This is a genomic window from Thiomicrorhabdus chilensis DSM 12352, assembly GCF_000483485.1.
Taxonomy (GTDB): domain Bacteria; phylum Pseudomonadota; class Gammaproteobacteria; order Thiomicrospirales; family Thiomicrospiraceae; genus Thiomicrorhabdus; species Thiomicrorhabdus chilensis.
This window is the reverse complement of record NZ_KI519609.1, coordinates 194,808-212,342: the sequence shown is the minus strand read 5'-3', so window position 1 is coordinate 212,342 and position 17,535 is coordinate 194,808. Positions and strand designations below refer to the sequence as shown.

Below are 17,535 nucleotides of genomic sequence, written 5' to 3'. Positions count from 1 at the left end.
TTGCCAAACCCGGTTGCCAAGAGACACAAATCGCTGTGCTCCAGTCCATGAAAAATTATAGAAACAACCCTACCACATCATTCAAATATTGTTGCCCTAAAGACGTTAAACACAAACGGTTATTGTCTATTTTTGCCCAGTTTTTGGTTTGCATTTCAGTCAACTGCGGTCTCAACTCCGTCAATGGCAAACCGGTTCGGGCGGTAAACAGCGATAAATCGAAACCATCCTGCAGGCGCAAGGCGTTAAGCATAAATTCAAACACCGCATCCTGCTTATCAAGCTGGTGGGTTCGTCCCGGTCTGGCCGTTTTCATCTCTTCAATATAAGCCCCTGGGGAAGCGGGCATTTGCGTGCGCCATATCTGCCCCTGGGGCGGATCAGTGATTTTGCCGTGCGCCCCTGCTCCCAAACCGATGTAATCGCCAAACTGCCAATAATTGAGATTGTGCTGACAGTTACGGTTAGGCTGGGTGTAAGCGGAGACCTCATAATGCTGATATCCGCTTTCAGCCAGACGCAACTGACAGGCCTGTTGCATTTCCCAGGCGAGATCCTCGTCGGGCAACACCGGAGGCTGTTTATAGAAAGGCGTATTCGGTTCCAAGGTCAACTGATAATGTGACAGATGGGGAGGCTCAAATCCCAGCGCCATTTCCACATCGGCCACGGCTTGTTCAAGCGTCTGGCCAGGCAGGGCAAACATCAAGTCCAGATTGAAGTTATCAAACCCGGCATGACGCGCCGCATCAATCGCCAGACACGCTTCTTTGGAGCTGTGAATACGTCCCAGAGCCTGCAACTTTTCATCGTCAAAACTCTGAATGCCCATCGACAGTCGGTTTATCCCGGCCTCACGAAACCCGGCGAATTTTTGAAAATCCACCGTCCCGGGATTGGCCTCCAGCGTCACTTCAATCTCAGGCCCAAACCCCAGCAGTGCGCGGGCTTGAGATAAAAACCGGTTCAAACCCGCTTCTGAAATCAGGCTTGGGGTGCCTCCGCCAAAAAAGATGGAGCGAATCGGACGCCCCCAAATATGCGGCAAAGTCAGCTCCAACTGTTTGATTAAGGCCTCAATATAAGCGGACTCATCAGCCTGGGCTTTCAAAGTATGGGAATTGAAGTCGCAATAGGGACATTTCTGCACACACCAGGGATAGTGCACATATAAACTCAATGGAATAGGTTGGGTAAAATTCACAAAACTCTCTTCATTTTGAAAACCGGCAGGCCTGGTATGGCCAAAATCGATGCGCCCATATTCAAGCCGGCCTCATTTTAACCTGAAAGCATCAGGCACGGCACTCGAATTCAGACAATCATCACTTTTACTTATCCTTTGATCATTAGATTAAATATCTGTTTTTGTTGATATTGACAAGCTTTAAAGAGGATACTGATAGCGTGCATCAATTGATGAAAGCCAACAAAATGGCGCATGAAAACCTTCATCTGCCCACGGCTTTGCGTTCAACCCAACAAGGAGGGCTCAATTATGCCAAAATCACAGCGTTTCCCTTTTGTACACCTGTCCATTTCGACTCTTTCCGGCCTTCTGGCCTTAACCTTTAGCTTGTCCTTTCCGGCTTATGCCGAACCTACCCGTGCGGTATTGCTTACGCCAGTTCAAGGTGCCATACCCGCCTCCAGCCCCCAAGCGGTTAAGCTGGAAATTGTTCAAGGGCCGGCAAAAGGCTGCACGGCTCAAGGCACGGCTTTTTTAAACCCGAAGCGTTTACGTTATGAATATGATCTGATGCCGATCAACTGCATCAAAAACGGCCAAAGAATCCGCGTTGGACAAGTGGTTCGCGGACAGCACAATATCAAAGGCACCATGGCCAACAGCGGCATGGGACGTGACTACTTGATCTCCAATAAAGGCGTCACCGTTACGTTGGCCCATCAGTGAATAAACTAAAACGATTATTCAACCTTCAACAACCAACCCTAAAGCGCATTCACAAAATCGCTTTCAGGCTTGATTAGGCTCAAGACTTGAATCGGGCACTCATGCTATATTCAGATTCAACGTCGCTTAAGCACTGACAACTCAAGGAAAACCACCATGACTCCTATTCAATCTTTTGGCGCCGCCGAAACCGTTACCGGTTCCTGCCATTTTTTGCAACTCAAGCAAGGTCCTCAAATCCTCATTGACTGCGGAATGTTTCAGGGCAGCGCCGAAAAACGTTCGGCCGACGATTTTGGCTTTGACCCTCAAAAGGTGGATATTCTGCTCATCACCCATGCTCACCTTGACCATGTCGGGCGTATTCCCAAACTCGTCAAAGAGGGGTTTGACGGACGAATCATCGCACTGCGTTCGACGATGGAACTGGCCGAAGTGGTCATGCTCGACAGCGCCAAAATTGCCGAAGAAGACCATAAAACCGAACTAAAAAAAGCACAAAGGCGCGGTGAAGAAGATAAAGTCAAAGAGCCGCTTTACACCATCGACGATGTGCGTTCGGTGTTTGACCTGAATATACAGTATGCCGATTACGATCACTCGATCACACTCTCCCCAGGAGTCGAAGCGACCTTCCGCAATGCGGGTCACATTTTAGGTTCGGCCACCATTCAAGTCGACTTTGAAGAAAACGGGGAACCCAAAACCGTGGTTTTCAGTGGCGACCTGGGCAACCGCAAAGACATGGTAATGCCTTCGCCTGACATTGTTAAAAAGGCGGATGCGCTTTACATCGAGTCCACCTATGGGGATCGCAATCACCGCACCCTGGAGGCCAGCATCGAGGAGTTTAAACAGGCCATTACCGACACCTTGAACAATCAAGGCAATGTGATGATTCCATCCTTCGCCATCGAACGTACCCAGGAGATTCTGGTTCTGCTCAAGCAGATGTATTACGATCAGGAACTCCCCCCGTGCAAAGTCTATTTGGATTCGCCGATGGCGATACGCGCCACCGAAATCTACAACCGATATCACAATGATTTAAATGAATCCGCCAACCGACTTTTCCAGCGAGACGGTTCGGTGTTCGACTTCCCCTATCTGGAATACACCCTCACCGGCGAAGACTCGATCCGCATCAACGATGAGGAGAGCGGTTGCATCATCATTGCCGGAAGTGGCATGTGCAGCGGCGGGCGCATTTTGCATCACTTCAAACACCGCTTATGGAACGAGCGCAACAGCGTGCTTTTCGTCGGCTACCAAGCGGAAGGAACGTTTGGCCGTCTGCTGGTCGACGGAGCTGAAGAGGTACGCATCTATCGCGAAAAAATAAAGGTAGGCGCTAACATTTATATGATCAACGGCTTTTCAGCCCATGCCGACCAAAGCGAGATGCTGCAATGGATGCAGGAATTCGAACAACTCGGCAAAGTCTTTCTGATTCACGGTGAACGCGACAAACAAGAAGTGTTCAAGCAAGCCATCGAAGACAAACTGCATAAAACCGTGCATATTGTGGAATACGCGGAAGAAGTTTGGGTCTAATGTGATTCACTCAAACCCCAAATCGACAGGCCTGCTTATTTTTTACAAAACCGGGCAGGCCTGCCTAATTTGCGCCCACAGCTTTTAAGCCTCTTTAATCTGCTCGACCAACGCATGCAACGCCTGAGCGCGGTGACTGATGGCATTTTTCTGCTGTTTGCTTAATTGAGCGGCACTCCTTTCAAGTTGCGGCACCCAAAAAATCGGGTCATAACCAAAACCGCCGTCACCTTGAGGGGCATGCAGAATTTCGCCTTTCCAGCGTCCCAAAGCAATCAAAGGGGTCGGGTCGTCGGCATGGCGGCAAAACACCATCGCACAATAATAACTCGCCTGACGCTGCTTGGGCGGCACCTTTTCCATATCCACCAACAATCTCTGTAAATTGTCTTCGTCACTGGCATTCGGCCCCGCGTAACGTGCTGAATAAACTCCAGGGCGACCCTGTAATGCCGCGACTTCAAGGCCCGAATCATCCGCAATCGCGGGCAAGCCCGTTTTCCGACAGGCGAATCGAGCCTTCAAAATTGCATTTTCAATAAAACTCAATCCGGTCTCTTCGGCTTCATCGGCAAAAAAGTCAGACTGTGGAGCCACCCCCCAACCAAACGGCTGCAATATCTCCGCCATCTCTTTGAGCTTACCGGGGTTGCCGGTTGCCAAAACAACCTGTTTCATAAAACGTTCCTTTTCATTCAAACAAAACTCTTTTTTGCATTCTTTTTACAATCTCGGCAGGCCTGGTTGCGATCATACCAACTAAAAAACATGAGGCACGACACTTCTGCATAAGCTCGGCTGTAACCTTTAATTAATACGCGTTAAAATTGCGATAATTATAAACCAAGCCATATTGACGATGGAGTCTATCCGATGAAAAGCATGACCGCTTTTGCACGCACCCAAACCGCCACAGACTGGGGAAATTTCAGCTGGGAAATTCGTTCGGTCAACCAGCGTTTTCTGGAAACGCATTTCAAATTGCCCGAAAATCAGCGTCATCTGGAAATGAAAATACGTGAGCAGATCAAACAGGCCCTGCATCGCGGCAAGGTCGAAGTGAGCCTTAAGCTAAACGAAAACCAGGCCAATCAGGCTTTCGAAGTCAATCAAACTGTCTTGCAACCCTTATCCGCCGCAATTTGCGAAGTGCAGCAAACCTTGATGGAAGCCACCCAGATCAACCCGCTAGAGGTGCTCAACTGGCCCGGTGTACTCGGTCATGAACAAGCCGGCGAGGGAGACGTGATGCAAAGAGAGAATGAACTGATGGCGGGGTTAGAGCAAACCCTCGACGCTCTTAATGCCCACCGCCAGAGAGAAGGCCAGGCGCTGGCGGAAATCATTTTGCAGCGTTGCGAAGCGATCGACCATTACGTCAATGAAGCCCAGCGCCTGTTGCCGGAAATCATTGCCACCCAAACCGAAAAACTGCAACAGCGCATTGCCACTCTACTGGAAGAATACGACGAGATGCGCCTTCATCAGGAGGTCGCGATTCTGGCTCAAAAACTCGATGTGCATGAAGAGCTGGATCGTCTGCGCACCCACCTGACCGAGGTGCGCCATGTGCTCGAATCGAAAGGCGCCATCGGCCGGAGATTGGACTTTTTAATGCAGGAACTCAATCGAGAAGCCAATACACTGGGTTCCAAATCGGCCGACAGCCGCACTTCACAAATCAGCGTAGAGCTGAAGGTTCTGATCGAGCAGATGCGCGAGCAGGTGCAGAATATCGAATAATTTGAACGCATCCAAAGAGTCGATGTTCGAGCAGAAAAAGACAAAATTCAAATACAACGACAAAACATGCCGTCAAAAAATAGTTTCTTGATTGAAATCAATCATTTTTATTTGAAATTCGACTTTAACAAAAGTATAGTTTCGAGTGTTATAAAACCAATAATATATTATCTGAGGCGCAGTACTATGAGTAATTTAACAAAAATGCTATTGACCATCGTCGTATCGGTGGTGATTCCTTTAGTTGTCCTATTGGGAATTTGGGCAGACATTCTTCCGCAATCAGTCCAGGTTGCAGTAGGTGTATTCGGTGTGATTGCAGCGGCTGCTTTCATCCTGATCGGCAACTTGTATTTGATGTGGAGCGACATCAAAACCGGCCGTTACAGCAAAAACTCTTAAATCGTCTATCCTTAACCCTGCTGTTGACAAAGGCGGGGTGGTTGGATTTCGATTGCAATAAAAAACCCAGCTTGTCTGGGTTTTTTATTGTCTGCCTCTCCTGTCGTTCTGTGCCCCTTTATATTTGATAAATAGGTATAATGTTGGCTATTCAGTCAACTTCTGTTAAGAAGCTATCTCTTTAATAAGACACATGAATTGAACCTACTCAGAGTATTTATGAGCGACACAAACCCGCAAACTCCGGAAAAACAACCAACTCCCAAGCCAAAACACAAACTCAAAACTGCACTCTGGTTAAGTGTGATTGCCGGCTTTATCGGTGCGCCTTTGATTGCACTGGCCGTCTATGTGTTTACCATCTACCCGACTTTGCCGGATGCCGCTTCACTCAAAGATGTGACCTACCAGGTGCCGCTTAAGATCGTCACCGAAGACGGTCAGCTGATCAGCGAAATCGGCACCAAGAAACGTATTCCACTGGACTATACAGAAATTCCTGAGCGTATGACTCAGGCCATCATTTCTTCGGAGGATGAAAGCTTTTTCGAACATGGCGGTGTCGACTATAAAGGTTTGGCTCGTGCGGTCTTCGAACTGGTCACCACCGGCAGCAAGAAGTCAGGAGGCTCGACCATCACCATGCAGGTGGCACGTAACTTCTTTTTGACCAAAGAGAAGACGTATCTGCGCAAGTTCAACGAGATCATCCTGGCTTATAAAATCGAGAATGAAATCAGCAAACAGGAAATTCTGGCACTCTATCTCAATAAAATCTTTTTGGGTTACCGCTCTTATGGTGTAGCCGCTGCCGCACAAACCTATTACGGAAAATCCATCAATGATTTGTCTCTGGACGAATATGCGATGATTGCGGGCTTGCCCAAAGCGCCTTCGGCTTATAACCCGATCGCCAACCCGGAACGTGCCAAACTTCGCCGCAACTATGTGCTGCGACGCATGTTTGAACAGGGATTCATCACAGAACAAGAGATGCTGGATGCGCAAGCGGTTGAAGTGCACGCCAAACTGATGGGCGCCCGCATTGATATCGAAGCGGGTTATGTTGCAGAAATGGCTCGTAGCTTCGCCATCGAAAACTTTGGAGAAGACGCCCTCAAGCAGGGGTTAACCATTGTGACCACCATCAACAGTCGCCTGCAGAATCAAGCCAATCAGGCGGTACGCAACGGTTTGCAGGAATATGAACGCCGCCATGGTTATCGCGGCCCAATTCAGCACCTAAGCCCGGCTGAAATGGCGGATGAGGAACAGGTACTGGAAATATTGAACGGCATTCCAAAGTATGGTCAGCTGCAAACCGCCGCCGTCACCCGGTTTTCTAAAACCGATACTCAACTGATGATGCTGGACGGACAAACGGTGACTCTGCCATTTGAGGATATGCAATGGGCGGCTCCTTACATAGAGGTCAACAAGAAAGGAGCCGAACCCAAACGCCCTCAAGACGTTTTGAAAGTGGGCGACGTGGTGTACCTGCAAAAGCTGAACGGACAATGGCAACTGGCGCAGGACCCTTTAACCGAAGCCGGATTGATTTCAGTCAACCCGAAAGACGGGCAGATTTTCGCATTGGTGGGTGGCTTTGACTTCTTCCGCAGCAAGTTCAACCGGGTGGTTCAGGCCAGACGTCAGCCGGGGTCCAATTTCAAACCTTTCCTTTACGCTGCCGCATTTGACAAGGGGCTGACTCCTGCCACCACCATCAACGACGCGCCAGTGGTGTTCCATGACCGTGCGCTGGAAGATGTTTGGCGTCCCGAGAACTATTCCGGTCGATTCTATGGACCGACACGTTTGCGTAAAGCCCTGGCTTATTCGCGCAACTTGGTTTCCATCCGTTTGCTGCAACGTATCGGCATCAATTACACGGTCAACTATGTGCAGCGTTTCGGTTTGCCGGTTGAAGAGATGAACAAACACCGCGACTTGTCCTTGTCTCTGGGGAGCGCGCAATTCACGCCCTGGGAGATCGTTCAGGCGTATGCGACTTTCGCCAATACCGGCTACCGTATCAGCCCCTACCTGATTCAGGAAGTACGCGATTTCAACGGTGACGTGATTTACCGTGCCAGCCCGAAAACGGCCTGCGAGGTGCAATGCATGGAAGGCGACCCGAACAGCGCACCGCGCGTCATCAGCCCGCAAACCGCATACATCACCACATCATTGATGCAGGACGTGATTAAATACGGTTCCGGCAGAAAAGCCAATGTTCTCAAACGTGAAGACATCGCTGGCAAAACCGGGACCACCAACGACCAAAAAGACGCTTGGTTCTCCGGCTTCAATCCCTATGTAGCGACCACGGTATGGGTCGGATTTGACACCCCTTCCACGCTTGGACGTAGCGAAGTGGGAGGGCGTGCCGCCTTGCCGATCTGGATAGATTACATGCGCCTAGCGCTGGCCGACTACCCGAATGCGCCTTTTGCCCGACCCGATGGTCTGGTCAATGTGCCCATTAACCCGGATACCGGCGAGGCCGTACCGGCGGATACGCCCAACGCCTTCTTTGAGGTATTCAGAGAAGACAATGCGCCGGAGATTCCGGACATTACCGCCACAAAAATGCATCAAATCACCGAAGAGCTGTTTGAATAAACCCACTTAGACTGTGCCCCGGCCTATTCAAGGCCGGGAGTTATGCTGTGCTCAATCACATGCCGCCATAAGGAGCCAATATGAACTGGAAAGAATTTTCACACACCCTCTCCCAGACCTTATCGCAAAGCATCCACATCGAAACGGCAGCACCGGTATCTGGCGGCGACATCCATCAGGCGTTCAAACTCCACACGCACACAGGCAACTATTTCCTCAAACTCAACCACCTTGAGGCCTTGCCGCTTTTCGAAACCGAAGTCCATAACCTGCGCGCCATTACACGCTCAGGCAGTATTCTCTGCCCAAAACCGCTGGGCTTCGGTCGGCATAATGAGCAGGCCTGGTTATTGATGGAACACCTGCAATTAACCTCCAAAGGCGACGATTTTCAACGTGGACGCGATCTTGCTTTGATGCATCATCAAATTAACCACGAAACCAAACCGTTCGGCTGGTTCGAGAACAACTATATCGGTCATACCCCTCAATTAAATCGCTGGCACAGCGACTGGGTCGGATTTTATGGTGAAGAGCGCCTGCGCCCTCAGCTGGAAATGACACAACTCAACGATGCCCCGCGACAACTTTACGAACTGGGCTGCGAACTCATCGAGCGACTGCCAAACTGGTTTCAAAACTATCAACCGGAAGCGTCACTACTGCATGGCGACCTGTGGGGCGGCAACAGCGCCTTCACCACCAGCGGCGACGCGGTGGTGTTTGACCCGGCCTGCTATTATGGCGACCGCGAAACCGACTTGGCCATGAGCGAACTGTTTGGTGGTTTTTCCGACGCCTTCTACGCCGGCTACAATGAAGTCTTCCCGCTTGACCGCGACTATGCCAAACGCAAGCCGCTGTACAACCTCTACCACATCCTAAACCACTACAATCTGTTTGGCGGCCACTACGCCCAACAAGCACAAGGCACCATCGAGCAACTGCTCCAACAGGGATAAACCCCATAACAAACGGTTTTAAGGCAAACCTGAAAACCGGCAGGCCTGGTCATACGCAAAAACCCAAGGCTTTTACCTCCTGGGTAAAGGCCGTATAATAGCCGCCATTCGCATTTTTTAAATTGACTCTTAGGATTTTCCAATGAAATTCATCTTATTAGGCGCTCCCGGCGCTGGTAAAGGCACCCAAGCACAATTCCTGACCAAACAGTTCAATATTCCGCAAATCTCGACCGGCGACATGCTGCGCGCCGCCATCAAAGCCGGTACCGAACTGGGCATGAAAGCAAAGGAAGCGATTGATGCCGGCCAGCTCGTCACCGACGACATCATCATCGGTATGGTCAAAGAACGCATCGCCGAATCCGACTGTGCCAACGGCTTCCTGCTGGACGGCTTCCCGCGTACGGTTCCACAAGCGGATGCACTGTCCGATGCCGGCGTGGCAATCGATGCCGTGGTGGAAATTGATGTGCCGGATGAAGAGATCGTCAAACGTATGTCAGGGCGTCGTGCGCATTTGGCTTCCGGACGCACCTACCACATCGTTTACAATCCGCCAAAAGAGGAAGGCAAGGATGACGAAACCGGCGAAGACCTGGTTCAACGTGATGACGACAAGCCGGAAGTGGTCAAGGATCGTTTAAGTGTTTACCATGAGCAAACCGCACCCTTAATCGACTACTACAACGATGCAGCAGCCAAAAACAGCGCGCTGAAATACATCAAAGTCGACGGTACCCAAAAAATCGACGACGTTGAAAAAGCCATTTTAAAGGCACTGAAAGCTTAAAATTCCAAAGCATGCTCTGCTTGCATGCGGTTTTATGAGGTTTCACGGATTCCACTCTGTGAAATCTCTTCCTTTCATTTAATTTGAAATAGGACTTTGGTCCAGTCAAATCAAAATCCCCCTTCCCTCTATCTCTTTTTATCCGATTCAATAAAACATCATTATGTTTCGCTTGTAATAATGCTAAAGTATTCTTAAGTTTAATCCACTCAGGTTCATTAATGCTGAAATTCAACTTATGGACAATTTTTTACCTGATTGTGATGGTTGCATTCGGCCTGTTCGGCGCGATTTCCTATAACAAATATCAGCAAATCCATGAGGACTCCAATACCGAATTGGCCAACCTCACCAACCTGTTTGCGCATTCCGCCCACTCCGCTTTTGTGGAAAACGAACTGGTTCTGGATATTCTGGGTTCCAGCCTGCTCGAAAATAAAACTTTCTTGAATCAGAAGAAGTCCCAAAAACTGCTTAAATCCATGCTCAAAACCAAACCCGTTCTGGCCGGTTTTGGATTGATTGATCCGCAAGGCAACTATATTGCACTCAGCGCCAACATTGACCCTAAAGGTTTTCCCAACCTTCTGCAGCAGCCCGAATCACGCGAAGCCTTTCTGGAAACATTGCAAAGCGACCGCATGGTGATTGGCAACACCTACTATTTCCCTCCGGTCAAATCTTGGGTGATTCCGCTCAGAAAGGCACTCAGAGACGATAACGGCAAGGTTGTAGCCGTGATGGCAACCGGCTTAAGGCTCGACAAGGCGGGCTATTTAAGCAATGTACGCCTATCTCAAGCACGTAAAGCCATGCTGGTCAGTGACCGCACCAAACGCCGAATTCTGATAACGGGCAGTGCTCCTGATACCAACCCTGACTTATACCAAACGCCGGTTTTCGATGAACACACCATGCTTGCCAAACATGAAACCAAACAAGAATACCTGTGGTCGCTCAACCAGGCGAAATCGACACACGAGCCTTTGATTTTAAATAGCTACTCAAACGTGTTTGCGCAAAAGGCCAAAATGTCCTTACTGTTTAACCCCAATTACCAATTCTGGGTTGCGATTACCGAGCCCACCAATAAACTCACCAATCAAATCATCAGCACCATATTGACCTACTTCGGCATTCTTCTAATCATACTGTACACTCTGTTTTTGCTGTTCAAAACCATTGCCAGCTATGAAAAGAAAGCCCGTCAAAAACTCATACACCAAGCCAATCACGACCCACTGACCGGCCTGCCAAATCGCAACTACCTCGACAAGGAACTGAAACCTTTTCTAGAAGGATCGCAAACGCCTTTTTGCCTGCTGTTTGTTGACTTGGATAACTTTAAAAACATCAATGACACCTTTGGCCATGAAATGGGCGACCATATTCTGGTCGAGGTTTCCAAACGTCTGCAGAAAGAGCTCTCCTCAGAGGATACGTTAATCCGTTTTGGCGGAGATGAATTCATGATCCTGCTGTTCAACAATCGCGTTGCCGATACCGAAATCAGCCAGCGAATCATTCACTCCGTCGGGCAGCCTTATCTGGTGGGTGAAATGAAATTCAATCTGGGAGCCAGCATCGGAATTGCTCACTATCCAGTGGACGCGGACCAACTCGAAGCGCTCGCCAGTCTGGCCGATATAGCGATGTATCAAGCCAAAAAACGCAAAAACGCGGTTGAATCTTTTTCCGGCAAAATGAAAGAACAAGCACTGCGTAAAATCCAAATCGAACATCACCTGCGTCAGGCCATGGCCAACGAAGAAATATTCATGGCCTACCAGCCCCAATTGGATATCCACCATCGCCTGCATGGCGTTGAAGCCTTGGTACGTTGGCAAAATCCGGAATTGGGGCAAGTACCTCCGGATGAATTTATCGCCATCGCCGAAGAAACCGGCCTGATGCCGGAGCTGGGAGACTACATCCTCAATAAATGCCTGAGAGAGATTAGTGACTTGCAACAGGAGATTGGCATTCGCTTTGAACTCTCCATCAACATCTCCGTTCGCCAGTTCATGGAAGCCCGCTTTTATGAAAACCTGCTTGAAACCGTCGAACGCTATCCTTTGGCACGCGAACAGATTTTTCTGGAAGTGACCGAATCCCTGTTCATTGAAGAACTTGACTACATCCGCCCTATTTTACAATCCATTCAGCAACAGGGCTTTAGATTGTCTCTGGATGACTTTGGAACCGGCTATTCATCGCTTTCGATGTTACGGGAATTGCCATTCAACGAACTCAAGATCGATAAAAGCTTTGTCCAAGACACCCTCAACAATAAGCACGATAAAAACCTGGTTGAAATGATTATTGCCATCGGCAAAAAACTGGGAATGACAGTGCTTGCAGAAGGCGTGGAAACTCAGGAACAAGAGACATTCCTGGCTGCATTCGAATGCGATCTCTACCAAGGATATTATTTTGCCCGCCCAATGGGCCTGAATGACCTGAAAGACTATATTTTACAGCGCTCTTAATCCGCTTCATTCAGCCGTTTGCGAAGAGCTTACCTGGCTTCTCTCAAACTGAGCAGGCCTGGTGATTTCCATAAAAAGCAATAAACTCTTCTACAGGCAAGGGTTTGGAACAGAAATAACCCTGGTAATAGATACAGCCGATCTGTTTCAAATAACGAGCCTGTGCTTCGGTTTCAACACCTTCGGCAATGACCTGCATATTCAAAGACTGCCCCATCTTGACAATGGTTTCCAGAAACACCGCGCCATCGGGCGTGTTGTAATCATCCACAAACGCCTTGTCTATCTTAAGGTGGTCAATTGGGAATTTCTTCAAGTAAGACAAGGAAGAGTAACCGGTACCAAAATCATCCAAGGAAATCGACACCCCTCGGCTGCGCAAACGGCTTAAGACATTGAAGTTATTTTCACTCTGATCCAGAAACAGGTACTCGGTAATCTCAAGATTGATGCGTTGGGGATCAACTCCAGTCTCCTCCAATAACGCCTGGAACTGTGACTCAAACCGATCATTGAGCAACTGCTGTGCCGCCACATTGATTGAAATCGGCAAATCAATACCCTGTTCTTTCCAGGCCTTCTGCTGATGAAACGCCTCTTTTAGCACCCATTGCCCCAGCTCGACAATAAAACCGTTCTCTTCTGCCAAAGGGATGAATACATCGGGACGAACCATGCCCTGCGTTGGGCTGATCCAGCGTATCAGAGCCTCTGCACCGACGATTTTTCCGCTATGCAAATTCACCTTAGGTTGATAATACAGTTGATATTCATCCTTCTTCAGCGCCTGACGCATGGCTTTATCCAGCGCGATGGTCTCTTGCACCGTGACATTCAACTGCTCAGTGTAAAAATGATGCTGGGCACGACCTTTTTTCTTCGCCTCATACATCGCAATATCGGAACACTGCATCAATCCAATCATGTCTTGGGCATCTTTAGGATAAAGTGCGATCCCAATACTGCTGGTTATATTGATGGGATGCTCCTGAATCAACCAAGTCATTTTCAAGCGATCCTGAATTCTCTCGATTACATTAGAAAGTTCGGTGAGCGATTGATAATCATGCAAGACAATCACAAACTCATCCCCTCCGACGCGTGCCACAAAGTCGTTGGTTCTCAACACCTCGGCAATGACCGAGGCCACCTGTTGCAATAACTCGTCACCAATATGGTGACCCAATGCATCATTGACCGCTTTAAAATTATCCAAATCCAAAAACAGAAACGCAAACTCTTCCTGTTTGCGCGATGCATCGGCAATCAAACGTTTTAAATGTTCATTCAAGGCATGCCGATTAGCCAAGCCGCTCAAAGAGTCGGTACGCGCCATCTTAAACAGCTCTTTTTGCTCATTATCAAGACGTGAAAAGGTCTGCGCCATGGAGCTACGAATCGACTCTAATTCTCTGAGGTTTAGCGCCTTGGGAATTTCACTTTGGTAGTAGGCGTATTGTCGCAAGCGTTCCAAAGGTTTAATAATGAAGTGGCTTAACAGCAACCAAATAAGCAATATAATCAAACCCGGCATCACGCCAAAATTGATTAGAAATTTCGAACTGTTATGGCTTAGATAAGTGGCTACTTCCTGCTTGTCAAACAAAAACACTAAAGTCAGCTTTTGAAGATCCTTACCCTGATAAAAACGGATAACCCCTTCAAACCCCTTATTATCCGACAACTGCTCCTGGGCACTTAGGGCAGGATCCAAAAAGACCGCGCTTTTGGCAGGCGCGTGACGATAGCGCGGATCCGTTGTCAAAAGAACACGCTGGTCGTCCAGAATCATAATGGCCTTAATAAAATCATTATTGGACACTGCCCGGTCCAAAAGGGCGCGTGAAGTCCGCACTCCCTTTTTGTCCTGAATGTCTTTGGAGAGCAAATAACTGATTTCTGACATGTCGTCCTGCAAACTCCCCAAAATGACTTCTGCGGTATGCTCCTGCTGTTCCTGATAATAATCCGCAAAAATTCCGTACAGAAATCCCAACAAGGAAAAAATGATCAGCAGCATGAAATGCTTGATGCTTAGGCGCATACTAAATCAACCCCCTTATTGGAAAGTCGGCTTGCTGCATGCGAATTCTTAGATCGGTAGAAATCTGTTTATTAATCCAAATAATGTCGTCCAATGAACGTAAAAACTCCTCATAACTGAGTCCGAGCATATAAGGCTTCACGGTTTCATAAAACTCATGAGGGTCTCGTTGAAGGACCTCTGTCGCGTCATCCACCAATTGTTTCAATCCCTCGAACTGTTGACGATGCTGATGTAAAGTCGCCTCCCGGGTGAACAGGGCATCCACCACCAACAGACCCAATCCATCCTTGGTGGAGGCAATTTCCTTGAATCCCTGCTTGGCCAATTGAATATTATAAGGGGTATAGGTAATCAACAAACTCGGACGGGAAAGGGCTTTGGCCTTTAAGCCCGATAGATTGGCCTGATCCTGATTGATGTAATTGAGTTTTTTGTCTTGCAGACCATAATGAGAGAGAAAATCAGCCAATAAGGTGTTGTTAATGGAATCCATCTCCAAATAGGCATCAATCGGCTCGGTAGTGAACCTCAACTCTTCCAGGGAGACATTGCTCATGATGATGTCTCCGCCGTAAGATCGGTCAAACATCATCACCGGCATCAAGGTCGGATCTGTCTCGCTCAATAAACTGTATTCATATTGAGTCCCGACATAAGCATCGGCATTACCGACTTGGAACAGATACATGTTTTCACTGAGCGACACCACATGAAGCAACTTGATATTCAAGCCGTCCAGCCAGCCTTTCTCCTTAGCATAAAAAAGCGGAGAATAGCCCACCCAGGTTGTCGCAGAAATCTTAAGCTTCGCATAATCACCCTGCGAACAGGCCGAAAGCAACAAGAGTGCACTTAAAAACAACGCCAGTTTTTTCAACATACCTGTAAAAACCTTCTGGTCACGCCAACAGCTTAGGAGTGACATTAAAACAGAAATTAATCATTCAGCATCATATCATAGAATCTCCGCATTAAAACTAGGTTAAATTATCTTAAATCGACTGAATACAATGCCTTAAATCGATAACCGTTCTTCCCCAAATCATGCCAATCTTTTGATCAATGCGATAAAATAGGGAAACGAACCTTCCAAAGAACTGCCATGACTCAACAAAACACACTGGACAAATTACCGGAAATTCTCAAACGAAACTTGGACCGCAACTTATGCGTCTGCAATGAGGTTCCAAAAATGACTGTGATCAACGCCATTGCAGAAGGTGCCGACACCTTGGAAAAAGTACGCGCCAAGACCTACGCCTCAGACGGCAACGGCTGTTGCCGTTTACAAATCAAGGATATCCTGGAACATTTAACCTAAAAGTCCAGAATCCCATTTGAAGAACCGCCAAAATAAGCGGGATTCACCTTTAACAAAAGCAACAAAAATTCTCACAATTTCTTTAAATTAAATTTGACAGGCCCTAAGCCCCTCTCTATAATACGCCAAATCAAATTTAGGCCTGATAGCTCAGTCGGTAGAGCAAGGGATTGAAAATCCCTGTGTCCCTGGTTCGATTCCAGGTCAGGCCACCATTAATTCTTGAAGTGGTTAACATAACGGCTTTAAAGATACGCGGGAGTGGTGGAATTGGTAGACACGCCAGATTTAGGTTCTGGTGCCTTTGGTGTGAGAGTTCGAGTCTCTCCTTCCGCACCATATTTAATGTGATGATCATTCACATGACTCTAAAGCCAGCTTTATGCTGGCTTTTTTTATGCCCAAATCCAGACTTACTACAAACAAACAGATGCTGTTTTCATCCTGAAGGCAAGCATCTTCAACGCCCAACCCATCACTCTCAGCCACTTCTTTGAACTCGGACTTAAAGCTGTTACTAAAATAGTGCATCCGCACAATATCAACACAATTCTTTTTGATTGCCTTAAATAAGAATGGCCTTCGGTATTACGAATTTCAAAAAAGATAATACACCTCACCCCAAATAGATTAAAACCATTAATACTTATAATACATATAGATAGCACCATTACTCATTTCATAAAACACTCAGACACACCCCATTCATACAAAAACATTCTATCAAATGGCACTATAAATGCTTTTTATCGCAATAAGCATTATTTTGATACAAAAGGTTTCATTATGAATCTAGGCGCACGTCTTTCGATCTGGCTAATCGCTACAAGCCTCCTACTCCCAAGCTTTGGATCGGCAAACCCGACCCCCAATGAGGTGTTTCAACAAGCTGATAATATCTATAAGCAAATTATGGCTCTGCGCGAACATGAGAAAATTGACGTCACGCCGAACCACCCCTCACTGCAAACCGACAAAAGACCGGTTCACGTTTACGCCAAAGCGATTGAGTTGAACGACAAGATCATTCAACTTCAAAGCAAATACGGCATCACCAGTGCAACACCGAAAACTATTCCCCTGAAGGAAATTACGGTTTCTGAAGCATTCAAACTGGTAAAGGAACTTAACCTCGAGGTTTCCAAAGTCATACAGGCCAAGGGCGTGGACTTCTCTCCCGCAACAACGGCAAACAATAAAACACCCGCCAACTCCTATGAAAAACTGATGGCTGCCTCCATGGCAATGGACGGATTAATTGAGCCGATCGATCCCAATCAGGTATTTCGCAACAGTCAGATTATCAATGGCGAAATTGACCTGATTGCAAAGGCCATGCAAGTCGAATTTGTCGACCGGGCCATCCCTTTAGACAAAAACGCCACGCCCTATGACTCAACCATTCAAGGGTTTATGAATCTATACAAATTGGCCAAATTACAACGCAAACTCGGCATGCCTGCCGTGCGTGCTGCAGACTTCCCTAGCGAAAAAATCACCCCCACCCAAGTTTATGACATGACCAACAATATCCTGGCCGAACTGGTACGTATTAAAGTCAAGCTTGGAATGACCGACCCTGCACCAAACCCTAGGCTGATGCAAGGCAAACAGCCCTATGAAGTGAATCAGCTGATGGTACAAGTTGGCCGTAAAATCGATGCCTTGGCAGAATAAGGAATTT

Annotated in this window: 14 protein-coding genes and 2 tRNA genes; 12 read left to right on the top strand and 4 right to left on the bottom strand. The window is 47.8% G+C overall.

What is annotated here, in order from left to right; translation table 11 throughout:
• Positions 1 to 55 precede the first annotated feature (55 nt).
• Positions 56 to 1,204 (bottom strand): radical SAM family heme chaperone HemW, encoded by a 1,149-nt coding sequence (gene hemW, locus B076_RS0101040; RefSeq protein WP_028485678.1) that lies wholly within the window; start codon positions 1,202 to 1,204, stop codon positions 56 to 58.
• A gap of 294 nt (positions 1,205 to 1,498) precedes the next feature.
• Here hemW and B076_RS0101035 point away from each other — a divergent pair, with 294 nt between their 5' ends.
• Complete coding sequence (locus B076_RS0101035; protein ID WP_028485677.1) at positions 1,499 to 1,915, top strand: hypothetical protein; 417 nt, start codon at positions 1,499 to 1,501, stop codon at positions 1,913 to 1,915.
• Positions 1,916 to 2,071: 156 nt separating this feature from the next.
• Complete coding sequence (locus B076_RS0101030) at positions 2,072 to 3,469, top strand: MBL fold metallo-hydrolase RNA specificity domain-containing protein (RefSeq protein ID WP_028485676.1); 1,398 nt, start codon at positions 2,072 to 2,074, stop codon at positions 3,467 to 3,469.
• Positions 3,470 to 3,553: 84 nt separating this feature from the next.
• On the opposite strand, the gene rdgB is transcribed toward B076_RS0101030, so the two are convergent.
• Entirely contained in the window at positions 3,554 to 4,147 is a 594-nt protein-coding gene (gene rdgB, locus B076_RS0101025; protein WP_028485675.1) for an RdgB/HAM1 family non-canonical purine NTP pyrophosphatase, read from the bottom strand.
• Between the two features lie 195 nt (positions 4,148 to 4,342).
• On the opposite strand from rdgB, the gene B076_RS0101020 reads away from it, so the two are divergent.
• The 6 genes from B076_RS0101020 to B076_RS0100995 all read left to right on the top strand — a co-directional run bounded on the left by B076_RS0101020 (position 4,343) and on the right by B076_RS0100995 (position 12,483).
• The gene (locus tag B076_RS0101020) at positions 4,343 to 5,212 is read left to right on the top strand and encodes a YicC/YloC family endoribonuclease (RefSeq protein ID WP_028485674.1); all 870 of its coding nucleotides are present in this window, start codon (positions 4,343 to 4,345) and stop codon (positions 5,210 to 5,212) included.
• Positions 5,213 to 5,398: 186 nt separating this feature from the next.
• Positions 5,399 to 5,614, top strand: coding sequence for a hypothetical protein (locus B076_RS0101015; protein ID WP_028485673.1), 216 nt, complete (start codon positions 5,399 to 5,401; stop codon positions 5,612 to 5,614).
• Positions 5,615 to 5,833: 219 nt separating this feature from the next.
• Positions 5,834 to 8,239 carry a penicillin-binding protein 1A gene (locus B076_RS0101010; RefSeq protein ID WP_028485672.1) on the top strand — a complete coding sequence of 802 codons (2,406 nt, stop codon included), beginning with the start codon at positions 5,834 to 5,836 and terminating at the stop codon, positions 8,237 to 8,239.
• 80 nt (positions 8,240 to 8,319) lie between these two features.
• On the top strand, positions 8,320 to 9,201 hold the full coding sequence (locus B076_RS0101005; protein ID WP_028485671.1) for a fructosamine kinase family protein: 882 nt from the start codon (positions 8,320 to 8,322) through the stop codon (positions 9,199 to 9,201).
• Positions 9,202 to 9,343: 142 nt separating this feature from the next.
• Entirely contained in the window at positions 9,344 to 9,994 is a 651-nt protein-coding gene (gene adk / locus B076_RS0101000) for an adenylate kinase (protein WP_028485670.1), read from the top strand.
• Positions 9,995 to 10,215: 221 nt separating this feature from the next.
• Positions 10,216 to 12,483 carry a bifunctional diguanylate cyclase/phosphodiesterase gene (locus B076_RS0100995; RefSeq protein WP_038150306.1) on the top strand — a complete coding sequence of 756 codons (2,268 nt, stop codon included), beginning with the start codon at positions 10,216 to 10,218 and terminating at the stop codon, positions 12,481 to 12,483.
• Between the two features lie 43 nt (positions 12,484 to 12,526).
• Here B076_RS0100995 and B076_RS11665 read toward each other — a convergent pair whose 3' ends face one another.
• Both B076_RS11665 and B076_RS0100985 read right to left on the bottom strand, forming a co-directional pair.
• Complete coding sequence (locus tag B076_RS11665; protein WP_051347084.1) at positions 12,527 to 14,527, bottom strand: putative bifunctional diguanylate cyclase/phosphodiesterase; 2,001 nt, start codon at positions 14,525 to 14,527, stop codon at positions 12,527 to 12,529.
• Between the two features lies 1 nt (position 14,528).
• Positions 14,529 to 15,410, bottom strand: a complete 882-nt coding sequence (locus B076_RS0100985) for an ABC transporter substrate-binding protein (RefSeq protein ID WP_028485668.1) — start codon at positions 15,408 to 15,410, stop codon at positions 14,529 to 14,531.
• A gap of 222 nt (positions 15,411 to 15,632) precedes the next feature.
• Between B076_RS0100985 and B076_RS0100980 the strand changes: the two genes are divergently transcribed.
• From B076_RS0100980 to B076_RS0100960, 4 genes are all read left to right on the top strand, one after another.
• Positions 15,633 to 15,851 (top strand): (2Fe-2S)-binding protein, encoded by a 219-nt coding sequence (locus tag B076_RS0100980; RefSeq protein WP_028485667.1) that lies wholly within the window; start codon positions 15,633 to 15,635, stop codon positions 15,849 to 15,851.
• 139 nt (positions 15,852 to 15,990) lie between these two features.
• Positions 15,991 to 16,066: transfer RNA gene (locus B076_RS0100975), tRNA-Phe, on the top strand.
• 40 nt (positions 16,067 to 16,106) lie between these two features.
• Positions 16,107 to 16,190: transfer RNA gene (locus tag B076_RS0100970), tRNA-Leu, on the top strand.
• A gap of 447 nt (positions 16,191 to 16,637) precedes the next feature.
• Positions 16,638 to 17,528, top strand: coding sequence for a hypothetical protein (locus B076_RS0100960; RefSeq protein ID WP_157753485.1), 891 nt, complete (start codon positions 16,638 to 16,640; stop codon positions 17,526 to 17,528).
• Positions 17,529 to 17,535 lie beyond the last annotated feature (7 nt).